At 70.1% G+C, this 23,724-nt stretch carries 20 protein-coding genes; 12 read left to right on the top strand and 8 right to left on the bottom strand.

Annotation, left to right across the window (positions count from 1 at the left end; translation table 11 throughout):
* The first annotated feature begins 131 nt into the window (after positions 1–131).
* Positions 132–2,201 carry a hypothetical protein gene (locus ACZ6SA_RS25925; RefSeq protein WP_465830935.1) on the top strand — a complete coding sequence of 690 codons (2,070 nt, stop codon included), beginning with the start codon at positions 132–134 and terminating at the stop codon, positions 2,199–2,201.
* Between the two features lie 19 nt (positions 2,202–2,220).
* On the opposite strand, the gene ACZ6SA_RS25930 is transcribed toward ACZ6SA_RS25925, so the two are convergent.
* Entirely contained in the window at positions 2,221–2,751 is a 531-nt protein-coding gene (locus ACZ6SA_RS25930) for an HIT family protein (RefSeq protein WP_347648934.1), read from the bottom strand.
* A gap of 120 nt (positions 2,752–2,871) precedes the next feature.
* On the opposite strand from ACZ6SA_RS25930, the gene ACZ6SA_RS25935 reads away from it, so the two are divergent.
* A complete protein-coding gene (locus tag ACZ6SA_RS25935) occupies positions 2,872–3,594 on the top strand; it encodes a PIG-L deacetylase family protein (RefSeq protein WP_465830937.1) in 723 nt (240 codons plus the stop codon).
* 259 nt (positions 3,595–3,853) lie between these two features.
* On the opposite strand, the gene thrS is transcribed toward ACZ6SA_RS25935, so the two are convergent.
* The 3 genes from thrS to ACZ6SA_RS25950 form a co-directional block, all read right to left on the bottom strand.
* Positions 3,854–5,818 (bottom strand): threonine--tRNA ligase, encoded by a 1,965-nt coding sequence (gene thrS, locus ACZ6SA_RS25940; protein WP_347648936.1) that lies wholly within the window; start codon positions 5,816–5,818, stop codon positions 3,854–3,856.
* A gap of 139 nt (positions 5,819–5,957) precedes the next feature.
* The gene (locus tag ACZ6SA_RS25945) at positions 5,958–6,572 is read right to left on the bottom strand and encodes a glycoside hydrolase family 25 protein (RefSeq protein ID WP_347648937.1); all 615 of its coding nucleotides are present in this window, start codon (positions 6,570–6,572) and stop codon (positions 5,958–5,960) included.
* A 30-nt stretch (positions 6,573–6,602) separates the two neighbouring features.
* Entirely contained in the window at positions 6,603–7,502 is a 900-nt protein-coding gene (locus ACZ6SA_RS25950) for a TIGR03564 family F420-dependent LLM class oxidoreductase (protein WP_347648938.1), read from the bottom strand.
* 97 nt (positions 7,503–7,599) lie between these two features.
* Between ACZ6SA_RS25950 and pgm the strand changes: the two genes are divergently transcribed.
* From pgm to ACZ6SA_RS25990, 8 genes are all read left to right on the top strand, one after another.
* The gene (pgm, locus tag ACZ6SA_RS25955; protein ID WP_347648939.1) at positions 7,600–9,228 is read left to right on the top strand and encodes a phosphoglucomutase (alpha-D-glucose-1,6-bisphosphate-dependent); all 1,629 of its coding nucleotides are present in this window, start codon (positions 7,600–7,602) and stop codon (positions 9,226–9,228) included.
* Between the two features lie 552 nt (positions 9,229–9,780).
* On the top strand, positions 9,781–10,899 hold the full coding sequence (locus tag ACZ6SA_RS25960) for a cytochrome P450 (RefSeq protein WP_347648940.1): 1,119 nt from the start codon (positions 9,781–9,783) through the stop codon (positions 10,897–10,899).
* Between the two features lie 26 nt (positions 10,900–10,925).
* Complete coding sequence (locus tag ACZ6SA_RS25965) at positions 10,926–11,306, top strand: hypothetical protein (RefSeq protein WP_347648941.1); 381 nt, start codon at positions 10,926–10,928, stop codon at positions 11,304–11,306.
* Positions 11,307–11,308: 2 nt separating this feature from the next.
* Entirely contained in the window at positions 11,309–12,298 is a 990-nt protein-coding gene (locus tag ACZ6SA_RS25970; protein WP_347648942.1) for an MvdC/MvdD family ATP grasp protein, read from the top strand.
* A gap of 43 nt (positions 12,299–12,341) precedes the next feature.
* Positions 12,342–14,291, top strand: coding sequence for an ABC transporter ATP-binding protein (locus tag ACZ6SA_RS25975; RefSeq protein ID WP_465830942.1), 1,950 nt, complete (start codon positions 12,342–12,344; stop codon positions 14,289–14,291).
* A 50-nt stretch (positions 14,292–14,341) separates the two neighbouring features.
* Positions 14,342–14,740: a PPOX class F420-dependent oxidoreductase gene (locus tag ACZ6SA_RS25980; protein ID WP_443154134.1), complete on the top strand. Its 399-nt coding sequence runs from the start codon at positions 14,342–14,344 to the stop codon at positions 14,738–14,740.
* A 196-nt stretch (positions 14,741–14,936) separates the two neighbouring features.
* Entirely contained in the window at positions 14,937–16,115 is a 1,179-nt protein-coding gene (locus ACZ6SA_RS25985) for a sensor histidine kinase (RefSeq protein ID WP_347648945.1), read from the top strand.
* 9 nt (positions 16,116–16,124) lie between these two features.
* Positions 16,125–16,769 (top strand): response regulator transcription factor, encoded by a 645-nt coding sequence (locus ACZ6SA_RS25990; RefSeq protein WP_347648946.1) that lies wholly within the window; start codon positions 16,125–16,127, stop codon positions 16,767–16,769.
* Between the two features lie 116 nt (positions 16,770–16,885).
* Here ACZ6SA_RS25990 and ACZ6SA_RS25995 read toward each other — a convergent pair whose 3' ends face one another.
* From ACZ6SA_RS25995 to ACZ6SA_RS26010, 4 genes are all read right to left on the bottom strand, one after another.
* Positions 16,886–18,199, bottom strand: coding sequence for an MFS transporter (locus tag ACZ6SA_RS25995; protein WP_465830945.1), 1,314 nt, complete (start codon positions 18,197–18,199; stop codon positions 16,886–16,888).
* 39 nt (positions 18,200–18,238) lie between these two features.
* Positions 18,239–19,258 (bottom strand): Ldh family oxidoreductase, encoded by a 1,020-nt coding sequence (locus ACZ6SA_RS26000; RefSeq protein WP_465830947.1) that lies wholly within the window; start codon positions 19,256–19,258, stop codon positions 18,239–18,241.
* Between the two features lie 122 nt (positions 19,259–19,380).
* Entirely contained in the window at positions 19,381–20,073 is a 693-nt protein-coding gene (locus ACZ6SA_RS26005; RefSeq protein ID WP_465830949.1) for a DUF2786 domain-containing protein, read from the bottom strand.
* Positions 20,074–20,094: 21 nt separating this feature from the next.
* The gene (locus tag ACZ6SA_RS26010; protein ID WP_347648950.1) at positions 20,095–21,333 is read right to left on the bottom strand and encodes a hypothetical protein; all 1,239 of its coding nucleotides are present in this window, start codon (positions 21,331–21,333) and stop codon (positions 20,095–20,097) included.
* A 422-nt stretch (positions 21,334–21,755) separates the two neighbouring features.
* Between ACZ6SA_RS26010 and ACZ6SA_RS26015 the strand changes: the two genes are divergently transcribed.
* Both ACZ6SA_RS26015 and ACZ6SA_RS26020 read left to right on the top strand, forming a co-directional pair.
* Positions 21,756–22,934 carry a cytochrome P450 gene (locus tag ACZ6SA_RS26015; protein WP_347648951.1) on the top strand — a complete coding sequence of 393 codons (1,179 nt, stop codon included), beginning with the start codon at positions 21,756–21,758 and terminating at the stop codon, positions 22,932–22,934.
* An 18-nt stretch (positions 22,935–22,952) separates the two neighbouring features.
* Positions 22,953–23,723, top strand: coding sequence for an HAD family hydrolase (locus tag ACZ6SA_RS26020; RefSeq protein WP_465830952.1), 771 nt, complete (start codon positions 22,953–22,955; stop codon positions 23,721–23,723).
* Position 23,724 lies beyond the last annotated feature (1 nt).

The raw sequence follows: 23,724 nt of genomic DNA on the forward strand, positions 1-23,724 counted from the left end.
CGACGCCCGCGCCGGGCGGCCCGGAATCGCACCGAGCACATCCGCCGCGTGAGAGGGTAGTCGGGTCCGGTGGCGCCGGGACGTGAGCTGATGCGTCGTGCCACGGAACATCGACCGCGGGAGGTTCTCGGGTGAGGCGCGCGCTAGTGGTGCTGGCCGTGCTGGCCGTTCAGATGCTGGCGGGGCCGGGGTTGTTCACCGGGGCGGCGCGGGCCGACGACAGCGCAGGCCGGGTGGCCCTCATCGGCGTGTCGGGCCTCCACTGGAACGACCTCACCCAGGCCGACACCCCCAACCTGTGGGAGCTGGCCAGGGCGAGCGCGATCGGCTCCATGTCGATCCGCACGGTCGGCACCGTGACCTGCCCCTACGACGCGTGGCTGACCGTGTCGGCGGGCACCAGATCGGCCGTCGGCTACCGCTGCGGCGCGCCTCCCACGCCCGAGCCGCAGGGCGCGGGCGCCGTCATCCCCCACTACCGCTACCTCATCGACGTGGCCGGCCAGCGCAACGCGGGCGTCCTGGGCGAGTCGCTGAAGGCCGCAGGCCAGTGCTCGATCGCCATCGGCCCGGGCGCCGCCCTGGGGCTGGCCGACCGGCAGGGCGCGGTGCGCCACTACCACTCCTCCCCGCTCCAGGTGAAGACCGCCGACCTGGAGAAGTGCCGGGTGATCGCCATGGACGTGGACGACCTCGTTCTCCCCTACCTCACGAGCGGCCAGCTGCCCAGGGTGCCCGACCAGCTCAGCGCCACCGAGCGCCGCGACGCGCTGCGCCTGGCCGACGCCAAGGCGGGCGCGCTGCTGTCGGTCCTGCCCGTGGACACCACTGTGGTGCTCGCGGGCCTGTCCGACCACGGCTCCGTGCCGCACCTGCGGGTGACCGCGCTGCGCGAGCCCGGGGCGGCGGGCCACCTGCTCGGCGCGACCTCCACGCGCCGCGAAGACCTCTCGATCACGCCCGACCTGACCGCCACCGTGCTGACCAAGCTGGGCGTGCCGGTGCCCGCCACGGTCGTGGGCGGTCCGCTGCAGGTCGGCGGCCAGGGTGCGACGGTCGACCGGCTGCGTGACGCCGACGCCGACGCGCAGGCCGTGCGCTCGGTGAAGGGCGTCTACTTCACGGTCATGGCGGTGCTGCAGGTGCTGTTCTACCTGGTCGCGTTCCTGCTGCTGCGCCGCCGCAAGGGCCTCGTGCCCGTACGCGTCGCGGGCGCCGCCCTGGCCGCCGTGCCCGCCGCCAGCTTCCTGGTGAACCTGCTGCCGTGGTCGAGTGTGCCGCAGATGGTCGCCGGGGTGCTCGCATGGACGGCGGCCATCACCGCTCTGGCGTTCGCGGGGCCGTGGCGGCGCGCGCCGCTCGGCCCGCTCGCCGTTGTGGCCGGCGCCACGGCCCTGACGCTCGTCGGCGACCTGCTGACCGGCACGACCCTGCAGGTCAACAGCGTCATGGGCTACAGCGCCGACGTCGGCGCCCGCTACTACGGGCTCGGCAACATCCCGTTCGCGCTGCTGGCGACCGGCACGCTGCTGACCGCCACGGTCATCGCGCACCGCTGGCCCGGCAGGGCGGGCGTGGCCGCGATCGTGCTGCTCGGCACGTTCGCGATGGTGCTCGGCGGGTCGGGCATGGGCAGCGACTTCGGCGGCGTGATCGCGTTCGTGCCCGGCATCGCGGTGACCACCCTCGTCCTGGCGGGCAAGCGCGTCTCGCTGGTGAAGCTGGGCATGTTCTGCGTGGCGGGCGGGGTGATCGTGATGACGTTCGCCTGGCTCAACTACCTGCGGCCGCCGGATCAGCAGACGCATCTGGGCAGGTTCGTGGGCCAGGTGCTGACCGGAGAGGCGTTCGACGTCATCTTCCGCAAGCTGCAGGCCATGCTCGGCACCCTGCTCAGCCCCAACCTCATGCCGATCGTGCTCGCGGCCGTCGCCTTCCTCGTCTACGCGATCCTGCGGCCCGAGCAGGCCTCGGCCGGCGTGGTGCCGGCCGCGTTCGAGCACTCCCCCGCCCTGCGCGCCGGGCTGATCGGCACGCTCGTCAGCGGCGTGCTCGGCATGCTCGTCAACGACTCCGGCGCGGCCGTGTTGTCCATGGCGCTGGCGCTGGCCGTGCCGCTGCTGCTGGCCACCGGCATCGGCGTGCTACGCGCGTCCGCGTCCGCCGGCGCTCTGGGAGACCTGGCGAGCGCGCGAAGGTGAGCCGTGGGCAGCGATCGGGTCAGTCCCAGGCGTCGGCGAGCAACCGCCGCGTGTCGCGCAACAACTGCGGCAGGACCTTGGTCCGGCCGACGACCGGCATGAAGTTCGTGTCGCCGCCCCACCGGGGCACCACGTGCTGGTGCAGGTGCGCGGCGATGCCCGCGCCGGCGACCTGGCCGAGGTTCATGCCGACGTTGAAGCCCTGAGCGCCGCTGGCCTTGCGCAGCGCCCCCAGCGACTTCTGGGTGAACTGCCCCAGCTCCACCAGCTCGGCGGGCCGCAGCTCCGCGTAGTCGGCCACGTGGCGGTAGGGCACCACCATCAGGTGCCCCGAGTTGTACGGATAGAGGTTGAGCACCGCGTAGACGGTGTCGCCCCTGGCGACGATCAGGCCTTCCTCGTCGCTCATCTTGGGGATCGCGTCGAACGGGCACCCGTCGCCGGGGCCGGTGCCCGTGGGTTTGTTCTCGCCCTTGATGTAGGCCATGCGATGCGGGGTCCACAGACGTTCGAAATTGTCCGGATCCCCTGCCCCTGCCTGATCGTGCATACCTAGCAGCATAGGACCAGGAACAATCGGGGTGCTCCCCCCGGTACGAACCCCGGGCGCCGCCCGGCGGCGGGCCTGGAGCCCGCGCGGCCCGCCGTCTGGTTTGCCAGGATGTCACCCATGACCTCTCAGCTCGAACCCATGCCCGAAGACTGGCAGCGGGCCCTGGCGATCGTGGCCCATCCCGACGACCTGGAGTACGGCTGCGCGTCGGCCGTGGCGACCTGGACCGACGCCGGCCGCGAAGTCTCCTACCTGCTCGCCACGAAGGGAGAGGCGGGCATCGACACGCTCGAACCCGTCAAGTCCGCCGCCGTGCGCGAGCGCGAGCAGCGGGCCAGCGCGGCCGTCGTCGGCGTGACGAACGTGGAGTTCCTCGGCCACGCCGACGGGGTGATCGAGTACGGCACCGCGCTCAGGAAGGATCTGGCCGCCGCCATCCGCAGGCACCGTCCGGAGCTCGTGATCACGCTGAATCCGGACGACACCTGGAGCGGCACGTACTGGAACACGCCCGATCATCGTGCGGTGGGCCGGGCCGTGCTCGACGCGGCCGGTGACGCCGGAAATCGGTGGATTTTTCCTGACACGGAGGCGGAGCCGTGGGACGGCGTCCGCTGGGTCGCCGTGGCCGGATCCGACTCCCCCACCCACGCCGTGGACGTCACCTCCGGCCTGGAACGCGGCGTGCGCTCGCTCGTCGAGCACCGCGCCTACATCGAGGCCCTCACCACCGAAGACCCGCAAACCTACGCCCGCAACCTCATCGAGGGCTTCGCCACGGAGACGGCCGAACGCTTCGGCGGCCGCCCCGCCGTCTCCTTCCGCCTCTTCCCCCGCTGACCCCGCTGGCCCTCGCCGTCTCCGTGCCCCCGTCACCGCGGTGGCCCGCCGGCTCCGTACGCCTGGCCCCTGCCGGCTCGGTGACCGCGCCGGTCACTGACCTGGCCGGCAGCGTCCGTCCGGCAGGGCCCGTCCGGCAGCGCCCGTCCGGCAGGGCGCGGTCAGTACGGGCTGGCCACGGCGCGGCAGCGAGCCGGTGCGGGGAAGAGCGGTGAGGCGGCGGCCCGATGCGGGGGTCGCCTCACCGCGGCGTACGGGGTCAGACCTGGACCCGGCGCTCCACGGCGTTGACGATCTCGGCGATCGCCTCGTCGATGGGGACGCCGTTCTTCTGCTCGCCGCTGCGGTAGCGGAACGACACCGCGCCGCCCGAGATGTCGTCGTCGCCGGCCAGCAGCATGAAGGGCACCTTGGCCTTCTGCGCGTTGCGGATCTTCTTCTGCATGCGGTCGTCGGAGGCGTCGACCTCGACCCTGATGCCGCGCTCCTTCAGCCGCTTGGCGACGTCCTGGAGGTAGGGCACGTGGGCGTCGGCGATGGGGATGCCGGCCACCTGCACCGGGGCCAGCCAGGGCGGGAACGCGCCGGCGTAGTGCTCGGTGAGGACGCCGAGGAACCGTTCGATCGAGCCGAACAGCGCCCGGTGGATCATGACGGGCGTCTGGCGGCTGCCGTCGGCGGCCTGGTATTCGAGCTCGAAGCGCTTGGGCTGGTTGAGGTCGAGCTGGATGGTGGACAGCTGCCAGGTGCGGCCGATCGCGTCCTTGGCCTGCACCGAGATCTTCGGGCCGTAGAAGGCCGCGCCGCCCGGGTCGTCGACCAGCTCGAGGCCCGACTCCTCGGCCGTCTGGCGCAGCGCCTCGGTCGCTTCGTCCCAGTCGGCGGGGTCGCCGATGAACTTGTCGGAGTCGTCGCGGGTGGACAGCTCCAGGTAGAACTCCGACAGGCCGAAGTCGCGCAGCACGCTGAGCACGAAGGTGAGCAGGCTCTTGATCTCGCCGGCCATCTGCTCGCGGGTGCAGTAGATGTGGGAGTCGTCCTGCGTCATGCCGCGCACCCGGGTCAGGCCGTGGACCACGCCCGACTTCTCGTAGCGGTAGACCGAGCCGAACTCGCACAGCCGCAGCGGCAGCTCGCGGTAGGAGCGCCCGCGCGCCCGGAAGATCAGGTTGTGCATCGGGCAGTTCATCGGCTTGACGCGGTATTCGATGCCCTCCAGCTCGAAGGGCGGGAACATGTCCTCGGCATACCACGGCAGGTGGCCGGAGGTCTCGAACAGCGTCGACTTGGTGATGTGCGGGGTGTTGACGAACTCGTAGCCCGCCTCGCCCTGCCGCCGGCGCATGTAGTCTTCCATCTCCTTGCGGATGATCCCGCCCTTGGGATGGAAGACCGGCAGGCCGCTGCCCAGCTCGGGCGGGAAGCTGAACAGGTCGAGCTCGGCGCCGAGCTTGCGGTGGTCGCGCTTCTCGGCCTCCTCCAGCAGCTTGAGGTAGTCGTCCTGCTTGTCGCGCGACTCCCACGCGGTGCCGTAGATGCGCTGGAGCTGCGGGTTCTTCTCGCTGCCCCGCCAGTAGGCGCCACCGGAGCGCATGAGCTTGAACGCGGGGATCGACCGGGTGGACGGCACGTGGGGGCCGCGGCACAGGTCTTTCCACGCCCGCTCGCCGGTCTTGGGGTCGAGGTTGTCGTAGATGGTGAGCTGACCCGCTCCCACCTCGACCGACTCTTCGTCCCCGGCCCCGCCTTTGAGCCCGATAAGCTCCAGTTTGTACGGCTCGCCCGCGAGCTCTTCGCGCGCCTCGTCGTCGGAGACGGCCCGGCGGGAGAACAGCTGCCCCTGCTTGACGATCTCGCGCATGCGCTTCTCGATGCGCTTGAGGTCGTCGGGGTGGAACGCCTGCTCGACGTCGAAGTCGTAGTAGAAGCCGTTGTCGACGGGCGGGCCGATGCCCAGCTTGGCCTCGGGGAAGAGCTCCTGCACGGCCTGGGCCATGACGTGGGCGGTGGAGTGGCGGACGATCGCCCGGCCCTCCTCGCTGGAGATCTCGATCGGCTCGACCGAGTCGCCCTGCTCCAGGGGGTGGGCCAGGTCGCGCGCCTCCCCGTTGACCCTGGCCGCGACGACCGTGCGGCCGTCGGCCTCGAGGGCCTGCCCCGCCGTCGTGCCGGCCGCGACCACACGCTCGGCTCCGGCGAGGGTGATGCGTAGCTCGGCTGACACGGTGACTCCTCAGGGATCGCGCTCGATGCCCGGCACCGAGGCTGCTTCGATGGTGTTCACCGATGCTATCGCGGGCGATGGGCGTCCCCGGCCACCGTGCCCGCGCCCCGCACGGTCCTCGGGGCGGAGCGGCTGCGGGTCAGCGCCGCCGGCGCGGGCGATACCCCAGCTTCGTCAGCTCCTTGCGGGTGCCGTGGAAGATGTTGCGGTCGATCGGGCTGTTGGAGTACTGGTGGATGGTCCAGTCGGCCCAGGGACGCGGCACGTCGGGCCGGCCGCGCGGCTTCGCCGGGCTCGCGATCCACAGCGGATATTCGGCCAGGCCCGCGCAGTGTCCTCCGTTGGCGAAGGCGTGGAAGGTGTAGATGAACGGCCGCACGCCGCCGTGCCGCTCGACGTGGTGGCACCAGCGGCGCGCGAAGCGGGCGACCCGCTCGGGGCGCGCGCCGTCGTTGGTCTCCAGGTCGAGCGCGACCAGGTCGCCGCGGCGCAGCCCGCCCGCCTGACCGATGGTGCGCAGGAAGTGCCGCGCCTGCTCGATGGGGTCGCCCTTGGGCCGGGCGAAGTGGTACGCGCCGCAGACGATCCAGCTCTCCCGCATGCCGTTCCAGTTGCGCGCGAACCACTTGTCGACGTAGTCGCCACCCTCGGTGGCCTTGGCGAAGGCGAAGGACACGCCGGTTTCCGCGTGGTCGGCCCAGTCGACGGTGCCCTGCCAGTTCGACACATCTATGCCCAGGAGCAAGCGCTTCACCTTGTCGGAGTTTATTGAGATGTCTCCTGATCAGCCCTTCGCCGCGCCGATCAGCAGGTTCAGGGTACGTTCCCTGCCGGAGTACGCGGAGCCCACGAAATCGGTCACTCCGGCCTGCCTGAGCTCGTCGAGCTTGGCCAGCACCGTGTCCTCGTCGCCGACGACCGCCACCTCGCCAGGGGTGGCCGCGCCCTCCCTGTCGAGCATCGCACGGTAGGACGGGAGCCGCCCGTACGTCTCGAAGATCTCGTTGGCGCGCGCGACCGCGGCCGCGGGGTCGTCGGTCACGCAGACGGGCAGCGCGCACACGATCCTGGGCGGCTCGCGGCCCGCCTCGGCGGCGGCCGCCTTGATGGTGGGCGCGATGTGCTCGGCGATCGTCCTGGGGCCGGTCATCCAGAGCACGGTGCCGTCGGCCACGGTGCCGGCGAGCCTGAGCATCCGGGGGCCGAGCGCGGCGACCAGCACGGGGAATCCGGCGCCGGGGGTGCTGAGCCGGATGTCGGCCTTGAGCGTCTCGCCCTCGTACCTGACCTGCTCTCCCCTGCTCGCCGGGATGAGGATGTCGAGGTATTCCTTCATGTGGCGGCCTGGCCGGTCGAAGCTGTAGCCGTACATGTCCTCGATGACGACCTTGTGCGACAGGCCGATGCCGAGGGCGAGGCGCCCGCCGAGCGCGGCGTTGACGGTCATGGCCTGCTGGGCGAGCGCGGCCGGGTGGCGCGGGTAGGTCGGCACGACGGCGGTGCCGAGCTCGATGCCGGGCACCTGGCCGCCGGCCGCCGCCAGGGCGGTGAGGGCGTCGAGGCCGAAGATGTTGGACAACCAGGCCGAGGTGAAGCCGTCCCGGGCCGCCCCGGCGATCTGGTCGCGCAGGTCGCCGATGGGGTCGTCCGCGTTCCGCTCGGACAGGAAGAAGCCGTATCGCATAAGAACAGAACTCCGTTCTGGTGACTGACGCGAATCTATCTCCCGACCCCGGCGGGGGGCATCAGCCGTGCCGGACAAGATTTGTAAAGTGGCGAACATGACGCACGAACGCGCGGGAAAGCCCGCCCGACCAGCCGACCTCGTCGACGTCGCCCGGCTGGTGACGTCCTACTACGCGCTCCGCCCCGACCCTGACGAGGTGGAGCAGCGGGTGGCGTTCGGCACCTCGGGGCACCGGGGGTCGGCGTTCGACGCTGCGTTCAACGAGGGCCACATCCTCGCCACGAGCCAGGCCATCTGCGAATATCGGCGCGCGCAGGGCACGGACGGGCCGTTGTTCCTCGGCATCGACACGCACGCGCTGTCGGAGCCCGCGCGGGTGTCGGCGCTGGAGGTGCTGGCGGCCAACGACGTCACGGTCATGATCGACACGCGCGACGGCTACACGCCGACCCCCGCCGTGTCGCACGCCGTCCTGCGGCACAACCGGGGGCGCACGTCGGGGTTCGCCGACGGCGTGGTGGTCACGCCGTCGCACAACCCGCCCGGCGACGGCGGCTTCAAGTACAACCCGCCGCACGGCGGCCCCGCCGGCACCGACGCCACCAAGTGGATCCAGGACCGCGCCAACCGGCTGCTGGCCTCGGGGATGGAGGGCGTGGCGCGGATCCCCTACTCCAGGGCGCTGGACATGGCGGAGCGTTACGACTTCCTCGGGACGTACGTCGATGACCTGCCGTCCGTGCTCGACCTCGACGCGATCAGGGCGGCCGGGGTGCGGGTCGGGGCCGACCCGCTGGGCGGGGCGAGCGTGGCCTACTGGGGGGAGATCGCCGAGCGGCACCGCCTCGACCTGACGGTGGTCAACCCGGTGGTCGATCCGACGTGGCGGTTCATGACGCTCGACTGGGACGGCAGGATCCGCATGGACTGCTCGTCGCCGTACGCGATGGCGTCGCTGATCGCCAATCGCGAGAAGTACGACATCTCCACCGGCAACGACGCCGACGCGGACCGCCACGGCATCGTCACCTCCGACGGCCTCATGAACCCCAACCACTACCTCGCCGTCGCCATCTCCTACCTCTACACGCACCGCGACGGCTGGCCGGCCGGCGCCGGGGTCGGCAAGACCATGGTCAGCAGCGGCGTCATCGACCGCGTCGCGCAGTCGCTCGGCCGGCGGCTCTACGAGGTCCCGGTGGGTTTCAAGTGGTTCGTGCCCGGGCTGCTCGACGGGTCGCTGGGGTTCGGCGGCGAGGAGAGCGCGGGGGCGTCCTTCCTGCGGCGCGACGGATCCGTCTGGTCCACCGACAAGGACGGCCTCATCCTGGCGCTGCTGGCCTCCGAGATCCTCGCCGTCACCGGCCGGTCGCCGAGCGACCACTACAGGGAGCTGGTGGAGCGGTTCGGCGAGCCCGCGTACGCCCGCGTGGACGCTCCCGCGACGCGCGAGGAGAAGGCCGTGCTCGGAAGGCTCTCCGCCGAGCAGGTGACGGCCTCGTCGCTGGCGGGCGAGCCGATCACGGCGGTGCAGACGTCGGCGCCCGGCAACGGCGCGGCGCTCGGCGGGGTGAAGGTGGCGACCGAGAGCGCCTGGTTCGCGGCCCGCCCTTCCGGGACCGAGGACGTCTACAAGATCTACGCCGAGTCCTTCCGCGGGGCCGACCATCTGGCCAAGGTCCAGGAGGAGGCCCGCTCCCTGGTCTCGTCGGCCCTCGCCTGAACAGCGGAGCGTGGTGTCGCAGGCGCCGTGACTCCCGGGGCAGGAGCTCCCGGCCCGGCCCACGAGCGGCGGCCGGCGCGTCACGAATTCATCGGCGCACCGGGACTGCTGCCGTCAGCGAACGCATCACAGTTGCCCGGCGACTGACACCGTCTATACCGCCGGTCGGAGACGGCTCAGTGACTGCTGCAAAAGTTTACCGCCGAATTCAGCCCTCCGATTGACTACGGCATCAGGCCACCGTGGTTTCATCGTCACGAACGTAGCAGTTCGCAAGCAAGCCAACGTGAATGAGCTGGGCCGGTCTGATCCGACGGCCGATGGCGACGAACCCGTTCGGTGCCGGCGACCGCGAGGAGCCGGATTCGCGTCGAGGCTTGCCGGCACCATGCCTGGTCGCGCTTGCCTGCCGTATCGCCCGCAGAGCCGTCCAGCCGAGCGAGGAGACGAGCTCACATGAGTCGAACCAGGAATTTTCCCTTCGAGCCTGGCCCTTTCGGCGCTCCTCCGCCAGAGCACAGGAGACGTCAGGCGGACGACCCCCTGGGGCGCGTGATCTTTCCCACGACGGACGAGGTGGTCCTGGCCGTCCGCTATGACGATGTCCGCGCCATGCTGGGCAGTGCCTCCTTCAGCGTCGAGGCGTTGCAGCTCGGGCATGCGGACGCGCCATTGGCGCTCGCCCGCAGCGCACCTCTGCGCATGGTGGGTTCCTTGATGAATACGGATCCCCCGGACCATACGCGCTTGCGGCGCATCGTCATCGGATTGTTCACGCCCGCCCGAATAGAAGAGCTTCGTCCTCGCGCCCTCCGGCTCGCGAACGACCTCATCGACGATATGGCAGCGCCTCCGGCCGACTTCATCGAGGAATTCGCGGCACCGTTCTCCGCCCACCTTCTTCTGGACATCCTCGGTACGCCCGACCACGGCCGCGAAGAGGTCATCAGGCACTTCGGCAGCTTCATGTTCACCAGTTCACTCACTCTGGCCGAACGCATGAAGCAGGCCGGCGAGTTCAACAAACATGTGATCGCGTTGCTCATGAAGGCACGGTCGGCCAGATCCGGGCGAGGCCTTGTCGGCGTCCTGGCGAACGCGCGCGAGGAGGAAGGCAGGCTCACCGAAGAGGAACTGCACGGCCTGATCTACGCGATCGTCACAGTGGGGCACGGGACCGCGGTCGCCATGATGGCCAGAGCGGCATGCACGCTCCTGCGCCACCCGGACCAGTTCAGCCTGCTCAGCGACCCCTCCCGGGTGCCGTCCGCCGTGGAAGAACTACTCCGGCTGGATATTCCAGGTGAGGGCGGACAGCCTCGTGTCGCCACCGAGGACGTCGCGCTGCCTTCGGGCACCATCCCCAAGGGGGCGACGGTCGTCCCGTCCATCGCCTCCGCCAATCGCGACGAGAGCCGCTTTCTCGATCCGGACGCATTCGACATTCACCGCTCACCCAACCCACACATGGCCTTCGGCTACGGCCACCACCATTGCCTGGGCGCGAGTCTGGCCAGAATGCAACTGCAGGTCATGGTCCAGCAGTTCGCCGGGCGCGTACCGACATTGCGCCTGGCCGTTCCCGCCGAGGAACTCGTCTACGCGAACAACGGCGCCACCAGAGGGCTGACCTCGCTCCCTGTCACCTTCGACGCTCCCCGCCCACAGTGAGCGGGGCAACAGAGAGGAAATACACCATGTCAGCGACCACGACCATCGGCGACTTCTTCGACCGCGAGCTGATCAAGGAGAATTTCGGGGCGTCCCGCTCATTCCTCGATCTGGAGGAGGAGCTCAAGGACACCCGAGAGGCCGACGAGCTGAAAGCCGGAGTGTCCGACGACTCGAAGCCCTTCGGCTACGCCTTCGAACTCGACGGAACCCTCGACGTGAACATGATCACGCAGTTCCACTCGATGGAGGACGAGATCGCGGGGCACAGCTACGACCCCGAGGCCCAGATCTGGACGAGCTCGCACGACTCCACGCAGATCCGTTCCGCCTTGACGTTCTGCTTCAGGGGAACGTGTGGCTACTTCTGGGGATTCGACAACAACGTCGACGATGGGTGGCAATAGTAATGCCCGACCCGATCGTGCTTGTGCTGACCCAAGAATTCGATGTCACCGCCGACAGTGTGGTCAAAATTCTCAGCGAGCGCGACGTGGCGGTTTTCCGCTACGACACCAGCTACTTCCCGCAGAATTCGACGCTGACCTACCAGTCCACCGACGCCGGCTGGCACTCGACGCTTGTGGACACGACGCATGGTCATCGATCGCTCCGCCTCGAAGAGGTCACCTCTGTCTGGTATCGCCGTCCGACGCCCTTCACCGCCGACCCTTCCTTGGGGAAGGCGCACCAGGAATTCGCGGTAAAAGAAAGCGCCCATGCCATGGGCGGGGTGTTCACCGCGCTTCCCGCACGATGGATGAATCTTCCGGCCTTCGAGCTGCGGGCGCACTACAAGCCGCTCCAGCTGAAGGTCGCGCGCGAGGCAGGGCTGCGAATCCCGAGGACACTCATCACCAACGACCCGGAAGAGGTCCCTCCTTTTCACCGCGAATGTGGCGGGGCCATCGTCTACAAGGCGCTCAACAGCGGTCTTCTCCATCAGCCCGGCGGCTGGCCACGAGGGCTGCTCACCACTGCCCTGCCCGACATTCCGCCGGACATCCTGCCACGGGTGCGCTATTCTCCGTGCATTTTCCAGGAGCTGATCGACAAGGCGTACGAACTGCGGATCACCGTCATAGGCAAGAAGATCTTCGCCGTCCGCGTCGACAACAGGAACGACGACGGCGAGCCGCACGTCGACTCCCGGAACTTCCGGGGCACCAGCCGATACACGCAGGTCACGCTCCCCGACGAGATCGAGGAGCGGATCAGACGGCTGATGGACACCTTCGAGCTCGTCTACGGTGCGATCGACGTCGCGGTCGACCGCGCCGGCGAGCACTACTTCCTGGAGGTGAACCCCGCCGGCCAGTTCGCCTGGCTCGACGACGAGACACCCGGCCTGAACCTGGCCTCGGCCATGGCCGACTACCTGTCCGGCGTGTCGGACTAGCACTGCGGGCGGCTTGTGCGGAGGAGAGAGGAAGGCAGCGAACGTGCCACATGAACCCTCGCAGGCTGCGACCACGCCACAGCAAGAAGACGTCGACGGCGCGCCGGGGCAGGAAGCACCGAAGGACGTCGGCGCCGTCGAACTCGCACCCCACTCTCTCTGGTACCACGAGGAGGCCCTGCCCCGGACAAGGCTCAGCACGATCGTCAGGCGACTGCCCGCCCTCGTGGGGACGGCCCTCAAGCTGGCGTGGAAGGCCTCCCCGGCCGACACCGCCGCGACCATCGGGCTCAATGTGATCGTGGGCCTCCTCGGCGCGGTTGGGCTGCTCGCCACCACAGGTGCCCTTGACGCCCTTCTCACCGGCGGCCCCGCACCGGACAGGCTCCGCGCGGCCATGCCCGCATTGATCGGAGTGGCCGCGGCACTGACCGCGCGTTCGCTCCTGCAATCGGCTGCCGCGTGGACGCAGTCCAGGCTCAAGCCGAGAGTGGACCGGCTGGCCGAGCGCCGCCTGTTCGAACTCACCACGGCCGTCGCCCTCCGAGCGATGGACGACGCCGACTTCTACGACGCCATGCAACGAGCCCGCAGCCGCGGCGCACGGGGAGCTGCGTTGGTGGTGGACGCAGGCGTCGGGCTGATCACGTCAGCCGCAGGCATCGCCGCGGCAGCGGGCACGCTGGCCGTCCTTCACCCGGTTCTCCTCCCTCTGCTCCTGGTCAGCGTGCTGCCGGCCGGCTGGGCGACAGCCCACTCAGCTCGCATGCAGTACCAGGTCATCTACAAGCTGTCGACCAGCATGCGACGGCAATGGATCCTCTCGGATCTCATGGCCGACCGCCGTCCGGCTCCGGAGATCCGCGCTTTCGGCATGCGGGACTTCCTGCTCAAGCAGTACGACGACGTCGCCCGTCTGTCCGAGAACGCGCATGTCGATCTGGCCCGTCGCCAGGCACTCGCCCGGTTCGCTGGAGAGGCGGCGAACGGCGTCGTGGCCGTGCTCGTCTATGCCGCCCTGGGTGTGCTGCTCATGGCAGGAGCCGTTCCCCTGGCGATCGCAGGGGGGACGATCCTGGCCATCCGCATGGGCAGGTCGTCGTTGTCCGCGCTGGTCGGCGCGGCGAACGACGTCTACGACGAGGGCCTCTACTTCTCCGACTACCTGGATTTCTGCAAGGAAGCCGAACACCGTACGTCGCAACACCGCCTCGACCTGCCGGCACCGGAATTCGCCGGTGTCGAACTGCACGAGGTCTCCTTCACCTACCCCGGTGCGGAGAGGGCCGCGCTGAGGGACATCTCGCTCAAGATCGGAAAGGGCGAGGTCATAGCCTTGGTCGGCGAGAACGGCTCGGGCAAGACCACGCTGGCGAAGATCATCGCTGGTCTGTACGAACCCGGCTCCGGCACCGTCCTATGGGATGGGGCCCCGATGACCCTGCTCGACCGCGATGCCGTACGGGAGAAGATCGCGATGATCCCTCAAGATCACACCCCGTGGCCGCTCACCGCCCGGCAGAACATCACCGCCGGGGTGGACATTGACGACGACGCAGTCATCGGCGCAGCCGAACTCGCCGGGATCCACCGCACCATCGAGGAACTGCCTGAAGGGTACGACACCCTGCTCGATCCACGGTTCAAGACGGGCCACGAGCTCAGCGGGGGGCAGTGGCAACGAGTGGCCGCAGCCCGCGGGTTCTGTCGCCGCGCTCCCCTCCTCCTCTGCGACGAGCCCACCGCCGCCCTCGACCCGCGAGCCGAGCACGCGTTCTTCGAGTCCATCCGCCACTTCGCCGAGACGGATCCCGCCGCCCCACAGACCACCGTCCTGATCACTCACCGGCTCACCAGCGTCCTCATGGCGGACAGGATCTACGTCTTGGCCGGCGGACGCCTCGCCGAGAGCGGGACGCACCCGGAGCTCATGGATCTCGGCGGCCTCTACGCGTCGCTGTTCAAGCTCCAGGCCGAGGCGTACACACCGTGACGTGGACGCCCTTCGCCCGCGCCGACACCAGTGAAAGGTCTTCCTCGCTCATGCCTCGCACGGATCTGCCCGAGCACCTCGTCTCAGCCCTGACACGGCCGAACCCCTGCGTGATCAGCACGATCCGCCCGGACGGCGCGCCCGTCTCCGTGGCCACCTGGTACCTGTGGGAGAGCGGTAACCTCCTGGTCAGTATGGATGCCCAGCGCAAGCGGCTGGACTATCTGCGTGCCGACCCCCGGGTCTCACTGACCGTCCTGGACGCCGACAGCTGGTACCGGCACATCAGTCTTCGAGGGCGCATGGTGTCCCTGACGGATGATCAAGGGCTGGAGGACATCGACCGTATCTCACGTCATTACATGGGCGTGCCGTACGGCGACCGCGAGCGACCGCGGGTGAGCGCCCGGGTCGAGATCGACGCCTGGCACGTGTGGAACCTGTCCTGACCCCCCGTGGCGCGGCGAACGACCAGGCCGATCTCCCGTCGGCCACGCCCCTGCGCGCCCCGGGGCCACGAGCGGAACCCCCTGTGTACGCGACTGTTGCAACGGTTGCCCCAACAGTGCATCGTGGCGTCACGAGGATCTCTTCGCCGGAGACCAGACCCATGACCCTTGCTCGCTCGCGGCACCGGTGTGAGCCTTGCGCATAAGCCTCGTGCTCCTCGCCCGGCAGTTGTCCGCGCTGGACTCCCGGCTGCTCGACGGCACGCTCGCGACCGCGCTCGTCGTCGGCAGCTGGGCATGGGAAACCCTCGAGCAGGGCAAGGGACACCCGCCCACGCCCCTGTCCATGACACTGACCGTGCTGGTGAACGCCCCGCTGACATGGCGCAGGCGAGCCCCGTTCACGGTCCTGATCGTCTCGGTGGGAGCGTCGCTGACGTATCACTTCCTGGGCTACCACCTGGGGCTCAACAGCATCGGCCCGCTGGTGGCGCTTTACTCCGTGGCCGCGCATGCCTCCCGGAAGGCCACCGGGGTGGGGGCGGTGCTGGTGATCGCCGAGTGGACGCACAGCTCGGCCGGCCAGCCCGGTGTGGCGCTGTGGTCGGCGCTGGGCCAGTCGATCATCGTGGCAGTCTGGGCGGTCAGCACAGGAATCGTCGTGCACCTGCTGGTCGAGCGCGGCAGGCAACTTGCCGAGGAACGCGACGCCGCCGCTCGACGAGCAGTCGTCTACGAGCGCGTACGCATAGCCCGCGAGTTACACGACGTCGTCGCCCACCACATGTCAGTCATCTCCGTGCAGGCCGGGCTCGGCCGTTACGTCGCCCTGTCGGACCCGGCCACCGCGCACACCACGCTGGGCGTCATCGCCGACGCCAGCCACGAAGCGCTGGCCGAAGTACGGCGTCTGCTCTCGATCCTGCGCCCGGAGGCCCCCGACCATGATGACGAAACGCCGTACACGACGATGCCCGGGCTGCGCAGCCTGGACGCTCTGGTCGAGCGTATGCGCGCAGCCGGGCTCACCATACGCTTGACCGTCGACGGGGAGCCGAGGGCGCTCCCTCCTGGACTGGACCTGTGCGCCTACCGCATCGTCCAGGAGTCACTGACCAATGTCCTCAAACACGCCGGGCCCGCGCACGTGGACATCCGCCTGACGTACGAGACCGACGCGCTGAACCTGCGTGTCACCGACGACGGCCCGGGGGCGATGCCCGGCGCTCGACCTGATGGACATGGGTTGATCGGTATGACAGAACGTGTCACCCTCTACGGGGGAGTGATCCACGCGGGATCGCCTCCGGGGGGAGGGTTCGATGTGCTTGCGACTTTCCCGCTCTTCCCTTCTGAGGAGGGCCCACTGACCTGAGGCGGGGCGATGGTCGACGTCATGGTGGTGGACGATCAGGTGCTGATCCGAGCCGGCCTCGCCTCACTGCTGCGGGCCGCAGGGCTGAACGTGGTGGGCGAGGCAGCCGACGGTGAACAAGCCGTACGCATGGCCGCCGAGCTCAGGCCCGAGGTGATCCTCATGGACATCCGTATGCCCGGCATGGACGGCATCACCGCCCTGGAACACATCCTGGCGGGTGAAGGACCGCCGCCCAAGGTACTCATCCTGACCACGTTCAACCTGGACGAGTACATCTACAACGCGTTGCGCCTGGGCGCCAGCGGCTTCCTCCTGAAGGACACCGCTCCAGAGCGGATCATCTCCGCCATCCACGTCGTCGCCGCGGGCGACGTGCTCCTGGCTCCCAACGTCACCAGACGTCTGATCGAGGCGTTCATCGTCCCGTCCGCACCCGCCGCGCCGCTCCACGCCCTGACCGCCCGCGAGACAGAGGTGCTGCGCCTGGTGGGGCACGCCCTGTCCAACAAGGAGATCGCCGAACGGCTGTCGGTGAGCGAGGGCACGATCAAGACCCATCTCAACCGCGTGATGGCCAAACTGGGCCTGACCAGCCGGGCCCAGGCGGTCGTGCTGACCTACGACAGCGGCCTGGTCAGACCCACCCGCTGAAGCGGCCGAGGGCAGGTCACCTCTGACGCCATACGCGCGGCGAGCATGCCATGAACCGCCGCCGTCGGCAGGCCCGCACGGCCGGCGACACCGCCGTCGGTGTCCGTGCCGGTCCCTCACTCCCCGACCGGTCGCCGGCGCAGGGGGTCGAAGGCGGTGATGTCCATGTCCTTGCTCTCGACCGAGGCGTGGAAGGCCGCGAACGAGATCGCCGCGGTTCCGACGAGAAACGCCGCGACCAGCCACGGCGCCCCGCCCAGCTGAGCCGCGAGCGCCGCGCCGATCAGCGGCGAGAACCCGGCCACCGCCGCGCCCAGCTCGCGCGAGGCCGCGAACCCGGTGTAGCGCACCCGCGCCCCGAACAGCTCGGCGTAGAACACCGGCTGCACCGCGACCTGCGGGGCGAACCCGAACGCCCCCATGATCATCATCGCCAGCCACACGAGCCAGGGCACGCCGGTGTCGACCATGAGAAAGTACGGGAAGGCGAACACCGCGACGAACACCACGCTGAACAGGTTGAGCGGGCGCCGCCCCACCCGGTCCGACAGATGGCCGTAGATCGGCTGCAGCACGATGACGGTCAGCCCGAAGAAGATCACCCCCAGCAGCGCCGTGTGGCTGTCCAGGCCGAGCCGGCCGGTGGCGTACGCGACGCTGAACGTGGCCAGCGTGTAGACCACGGCCGTGTCGCAGATGTGCGCCCCGACGCCGACGAGGAAGTTGCGCGGGTGGCGGGCCACGGCGTCCTTGATCGGCAGCCTGACGATCTCGCGGTTCCGTTCCATCTCGCGGAACACCGGCGACTCGGCCACCCGCAGCCGCACGTACAGCGCCACCCCGATCAGCGCGAAGCTCACGAGGAACGGCACCCGCCAGCCCCACGAGAGGATGTCCTGCTGCGGCAGGAGCTGCACGAGCAGGAACGCCGAGGTGCCGAGCACCAGCCCGATCTGCACGCCGGTCTGCGCGTAGGAGGCGTAGTAGCCGCGCCTGCCCTGCGGGGCGTGCTCGGCGAGCAGCGTCGCCGCGCCGCCGAACTCGGCGCCCGCGCCCAGCCCTTGGCAGACCCGCAGCAGGGTGAGCAGGATGGGCGCCCACACGCCGATCGACGGGTAGGTGGGCAGCAGGCCGATGAGCCCGGTCGACACGCCCATGATCAGGGTGGTGATGATCAGGGTCGAGCGGCGGCCGATCTTGTCGCCGAGGTGGCCGAACAGGATGCCGCCGAAGGGCCTGACCACGAATCCCACGCCGAACGTGGCGAACGCGGCGATCGTGCCCGCCGCTGGATCGGCCTCGGTGAAGAACAGCTGGTTGAAGACGAGCGCGGCGGCGGTGCCGTAGATGAAGAAGTCGTACCACTCCAGTGCGGTGCCCACGAGGGCGCCCGCGACGACGCGCTTCAGCTCGGGTGTGGGGGCGGACATCTGACCTCCAGGGGCTCAGGGTGTGGCGGGCCGCGGAGCTCACGGCTGCGGAACGCCGAGCCGTGCGGCGAGGGCGCCCAGCTCGGCCCAGACGGGCGCGGGCACGGGGATCCCCTCCTTCAGCCGCGTCGCGCGCGCCTCGGCCTCCGGCTCCCCCGGAACGACCACGCCGGGGCCCGATGCGCGCAGGGCTTCGCAGAAGGATTCGACCTGGGCGACGTAGTCGTCCAGGGGGACGAACGCGGACAGGTCCACCGCGGTGATCACCGTGCCGAACGTGCCGTCGTACCCGGGTGAGCAGGCGGTGCCGGTGCCGGTGAGCAGGCCGCCGACCAGCTCGATGAGGACGCTCAGGCCGTACCCCTTGTGGCCGCCGAACGGCAGCAGCGCCCCGCCCCGGTAGAAGTCGGCCGGGTCGGTGGAAGGGCGGCCCTCGGGATCGACGACCACCCCCTCGGGTGCCTTCGAGCCGCCGGCGAGCAGCAGGCCCAGCTTCCCTTCGGCCATGGCGGCCGTCGCCCAGTCCATGACCACGGCCGCGCCCCCTGCCCGGGGCACGGCCCAGGCCATGGGGTTGGTGCCGAGCATCCTGCGGCGCCCGCCGTACGGGGCGACGGTCGGGTCGGCGTTGCCGACCACCTGGGCGACGAGTCCCCGGGCGGCCAGCGTCCCGGCGTACTCGCCGAGCCTGCCGACGTGGTTGCACTCCCTGATGGCGACCACGCCGGCGCCGTGCTCGGCGGCGAGCCGCGCGGCCTCGGCGGTGGCCAGCCGGGCGGCGGCCTGCCCGAAGCCGCGCCGCCCCGACACGACGGCGGTCGCGCCACGGCGCGAGACGACGCCGGGGCGGGCGTCCGGCACGATCACACCGGCCTCGATGCTGTCGACGTACGGCACGAGCCGGCGCACGCCATGCGAGCCGTGCCCGGCGAGGTCGGCCTCGACCAGGGAGGCGGAGACCGTCGCCGCCGTGTCGGCGGGGACCCGTGCGGCGGTCAGGAGGTCGCGGGCGAGATCGCGTAGCTGGTCGGCGGTGATGAGACGGGAGGATGCGTTCACGGTGACCTGTCTCGCTTCCGCGGATCCTGCGTTCCGTGCGCGCTTATGCCCGCGGTGAGCCCGCCCAAACGGATCTGCGGAAAGGGCTTACCCCAAGCGCTTGCTCCGAGTGGTGGGTGGGGTCAGCGGACGAGCTCGGGGGCGGTGGCGGTGCTCATGCCGGTGCGGCCGATGTCCGCGTGGCGGCCCGCGGCGACCCCGTCGCGGTAGCCGGTGCCGCTCGTCCTGGGCACGCTCATCCGGATGTCCGGGTAGCGGGCCGCCACCACCCGCTCCACCTCGGCCCTCCGGTCGGCCAGCACCACCGCCGTCCCGGTGCCGGCGGACTCGGCCTCGGCGCGGGACTCGGCCTCGCACAGCAGCCGGTACACCTCGTCGGTGAACCCGAGCAACCACGACCGCCGGTAGGCCCGCACGGCCGTGACCCCCTCGGGAAGCCGTACGCGTGCGAGCCCCGAGGCCATCTGGAGCAGCAGCGAGGTGGCCAGCAGGTCGGCGCGTTCGAGGTCGGCGGCGAACCCGAACACGTGCACCCGCTGCCCGCCCTCACCCCGCCCGATGAGCAGGGGCCGGCACCGCACCGCCTGGGCGACCAGGCTCACGAGGCGGGCCTTCTCCCTGGCCCACGGGTGGGGCAGGGAGACGATGCGGTCGCCGGGCGTCTGGCGGGTGCCCGCGGGAGGAAGCGCGTCGATGCCGTGCCTGGCCATGAGCGCCGACGCGGCCGCCATGAACGTCGCCCGCTCGTGCTCGTTGTCGGTGCGTTCGGCCTTGGCCAGGAGTTTCCTGACGCGCTCCAGCGTGCGCTCCCGCAACGGTGCTCCTCCAACGACGCCTCAGGACTTCGTCAGCACCCTCCCGTCGGCCCCCAGGGCGGGGAAGGCGCCTGTGTCGACGATGCCGTGCTGGTGGTACAGAGCCTCGATGAGGGCGTGCGCCTGCGGCTCCAGCTTCCAGAGAGCACGATACTCGCGCGCCGTGGCCAGCGAGATGCCGATCTCCTGGGCGATGTCGACGGTGCGCGGCACGATGCCCTTGGCGATCTGCCGGTCCCAGTAGTCGCGCGCGGCCCGCATCAGGGCGGCCCGCTCGGCCGTGCTGACCACCTGCGGGGTGGCGTCGAGCACCTCGACGTCCTCGTCCTCGTCCTCGACGAGCTCGGCCAGCGCGGGCGGCAGGGCGGGGCGGGCGGGCACCGGCCGGTGGTCGGCCTCCGGCTCCCAGGGGACGCGGGGGTCGGCGTCGATGAGGGCGGAGGTGTTGTACAGGGCGGCGATCTGCGCCAGCAGGGCCTCCTGGCGGCCCTGGTCCACGGCCAGCCCGGTGTGCTCGACGGCCTGGTCCATGGCCTTGTCGAGCTTGCTCAGCGCGCCGCGCATCTTCCGCTCGGACGCCCCTCCCTCGCGCAGCGCCTTGGCCCGCTTGGCGGCCAGCGCGACGCGGGTCAGCCTGCGGTGGGCGTCGACCTCGCTGGCCGTACGGTCGCTGACCTCGGCCAGGCCCATCCTGACCATCAGCCGCTCGGGCGTCAGCCGCCAGTTGATGCGGCCGGTGCCGCGGATGCGGTGGCGTTCGATGGCCATGCCGCGCTCCCACAGCCAGGCGGCCACCAGCGGGGCGGCCAGCCTGAACAGCGCCTCGGGCACGCTGCGCGCGTCCATGCTGGACAGGACGGCGGTGAGGCAGGTCAGCGCCCACACGGCGATGCCGTCGATCCCGGCGGAGAAGTTCTCGCGCATGTTGCGGCGGGCGCGCACGGCGGAGGTGATGATCGCGACTTCGATGAACGCGAACAGCAGCAGCCGCAGCGGCCCGTCGAGCCCCAGCACGTCGCCGGAGAAGCGCCACATGCCCTGCGCCGACACGCCTGTGGCGATGGACGCGGCCACGATGGTCAGCACGTCCTCGACGGGACGCTGGGCCACGTATCGGGCGAACAACCAGGCGGCCGCGCGCCAGACGACCCTGATGACCAGGAACGCCAGCGCGAGCCCGGCAAGGCTGAGCAGCGCGATGACAGCGGTGGCGAGCGGCTTCTCTGTGACGAAGGCTGCTATTTCCTCGAATGTCGGCATCAGTCACTATCCGTGGGGGCTCTGGCTCCGGCTCTATGCGACGAGATCATCGCAGAATGTCGCCATCTTGTACGCCAAACGGCATCTGCGGCCCCATTTTGCCCAGCTTTCCCCCCAGTTCCGACGCTTGATCGACTCCGGAAAACCGGTTCGAGGCGATCGGTGACACTCCCGGCAGCCCTCTCCCCGCCACCGTCCGTACGGTCCGTCCAGCCCACGATCGGGTGACCCGGCGGTCACAAAAGGTGAGCGCCGGGAGCAGCGGTCCCGCCCGCGAGCGGGACCGTAGGGTGAGGACGACCTCCACCGGGTCGAGGACAAATTCCTCCTTTGGGAGGGCAACAGTCCCCTTTGCGGGTGAGACCATCTATGGAGGGGTTTATCCCGACATGGTGTGATGCATCCCAGCAGGACGGATATCGATGGCAGACAACGAGTTCCCTCTCGTCCAGTTCATGCGTGACGGGTTCGATCCCGTGGGTGAGCTCGGCCGCATCCGGGCCGAGCACCCCGTCTTCCCGATGGAGATCCCCGGCGGTCAGACCGTTTACCTGGTCACCCGCTGGGAGGACGTGCGCGGCGTCCTCGGCGACCACGAACGCTTCAGCAACGACTTCGCCGGAGTCGTCGGGCTCGGGTCCAACCAGGAGGACCCGGGCGGCCTCGGCTTCCGTGACCCGCCCGAGCACACCCGGCTGCGCAAGTTCCTGACGCCCGAGTTCACCATGCGGCGGCTGCGCAGGCTGGAGCCGCGGATCGAGGCCATGGTCGAGGAGGCCCTCGACCGCATCGAGGCCAAGGGCGCCGAGAGCATGCCGGTCGACCTGGTCGAGGAGTTCGCGCTGCCGATCCCGTCCCTCGTCGTGTGCGAGCTGCTCGGCGTCCCGTACGACGAGCGCGCCGACTTCGTGAAGCTCAGCAAGGACCGCTTCGACTTCACCGCCGGACCCGAGGCGTCCCTGCAGGCGATCAACGACGCGATGGCGTACCTCACCGACCTCGTGGCCAGGGAGCGCCGGCAGCCGGGCGAAGGGCTGCTCGGGCAGTTGCTGCGCGACCACGGAGACGAGCTCGACGACCGCACTCTCGCCAGCATGGCCGACGGCCTGCTGACCGGCGGCCACGACACCAGTACGAGCATGCTCGCGCTCGGCACCCTCTGGCTGCTGCGCAACCCCGAGCAGGCCGCCAAGGTGCGCGAGGTCGACGGCTACGTCAACGACGTCGTCGAGGAACTGCTGCGCTACATGACGGTCGTGCAGGTCGCCTTCCCGCGGTTCGCCCGCGACGACATGGAGCTGCACGGCGTGCCGATCAAGAAGGGCGAGATGGTGCTCTGCTCGCTGACCGGCGCCAACCGCGACCCCAGCCTGGGCGACGACATCGACGTCGTCCGGCCCGGGCGCGACGTCGCGGGCTCGCACATGGCGTTCGGCCACGGCATCCACCGCTGCATCGGCGCGCCGCTGGCGCAGATGGAGATGCGCATCGCCTTCCCCGCGCTGCTGCGCCGCTTCCCCGGCCTGCGCGTGGCGGGCGAGGTGCCGTTCAGGGAACTCGCCATCGTCTACGGCGTGAAGGAGCTACCCGTCGCCTGGTAGAGCGGTTACGTTCGCACTGTGAACGAACGCAGCGCGAACGAGCCCGTCATCGACCTGGGCGTGATCAGCGCCGTCGTGTTCGACACCGACGGCGTGGTGACCGACACCGCCCGGGGGCACGCGGCCGCCTGGAAGCACGTCTTCGACGCCTTCCTGCGCGGCCGCTCGGCGCCCTTCGACATCCGCGACGACTACCTCCGCCACGTCGACGGGCGTCCCCGGCTCGACGGCATCCGCACCTTCCTGGCCGCGCGCGGCATCACGCTGCCCGAGGGCGCGCCCGACGACGAGCCAGACGCGCCGACCGTGCACGGGCTCGGCCTGGCCAAGGACCAGATCTTCATGGCCCAGGTGGACAAGTACGGCGTGGCCGCCTTCCCCTCCACGGTCGCGCTGCTGCACGAGCTGCGCCGGCGAGGAGCGCGTACGGCGGCCGTGTCGGCCAGCCTGCACGGCCGCAGGCTGGTGACCGCGGCGGGCGTCACGCACCTGTTCGACCTGCTGGTCGACGGCAACGACGCGGCCCTGATGAACCTGCCGGGCAAGCCCGATCCCGCCCTGTTCCTCGAGGCCGTACGCCGCCTCGACCTGCCCGCCGCCAGGGCCGCGGTGGTCGAGTCCGCGCTGCCCGGCGTCGAGGCGGGCAGGAAAGGCGGCTTCGGGCTGGTGATCGCGGTCACCAGGGACGGCGGCGGCGCGGCCGAGCTGCACGTGCACGGCGCCGAGATCGTGCTGCCCGACCTGGGCGAGCTGGCCGTGCGCGGCCGGGTCCTGCCCGTCCGGCGCTGAG

The organism is Nonomuraea sp. NPDC049378, from assembly GCF_055586745.1.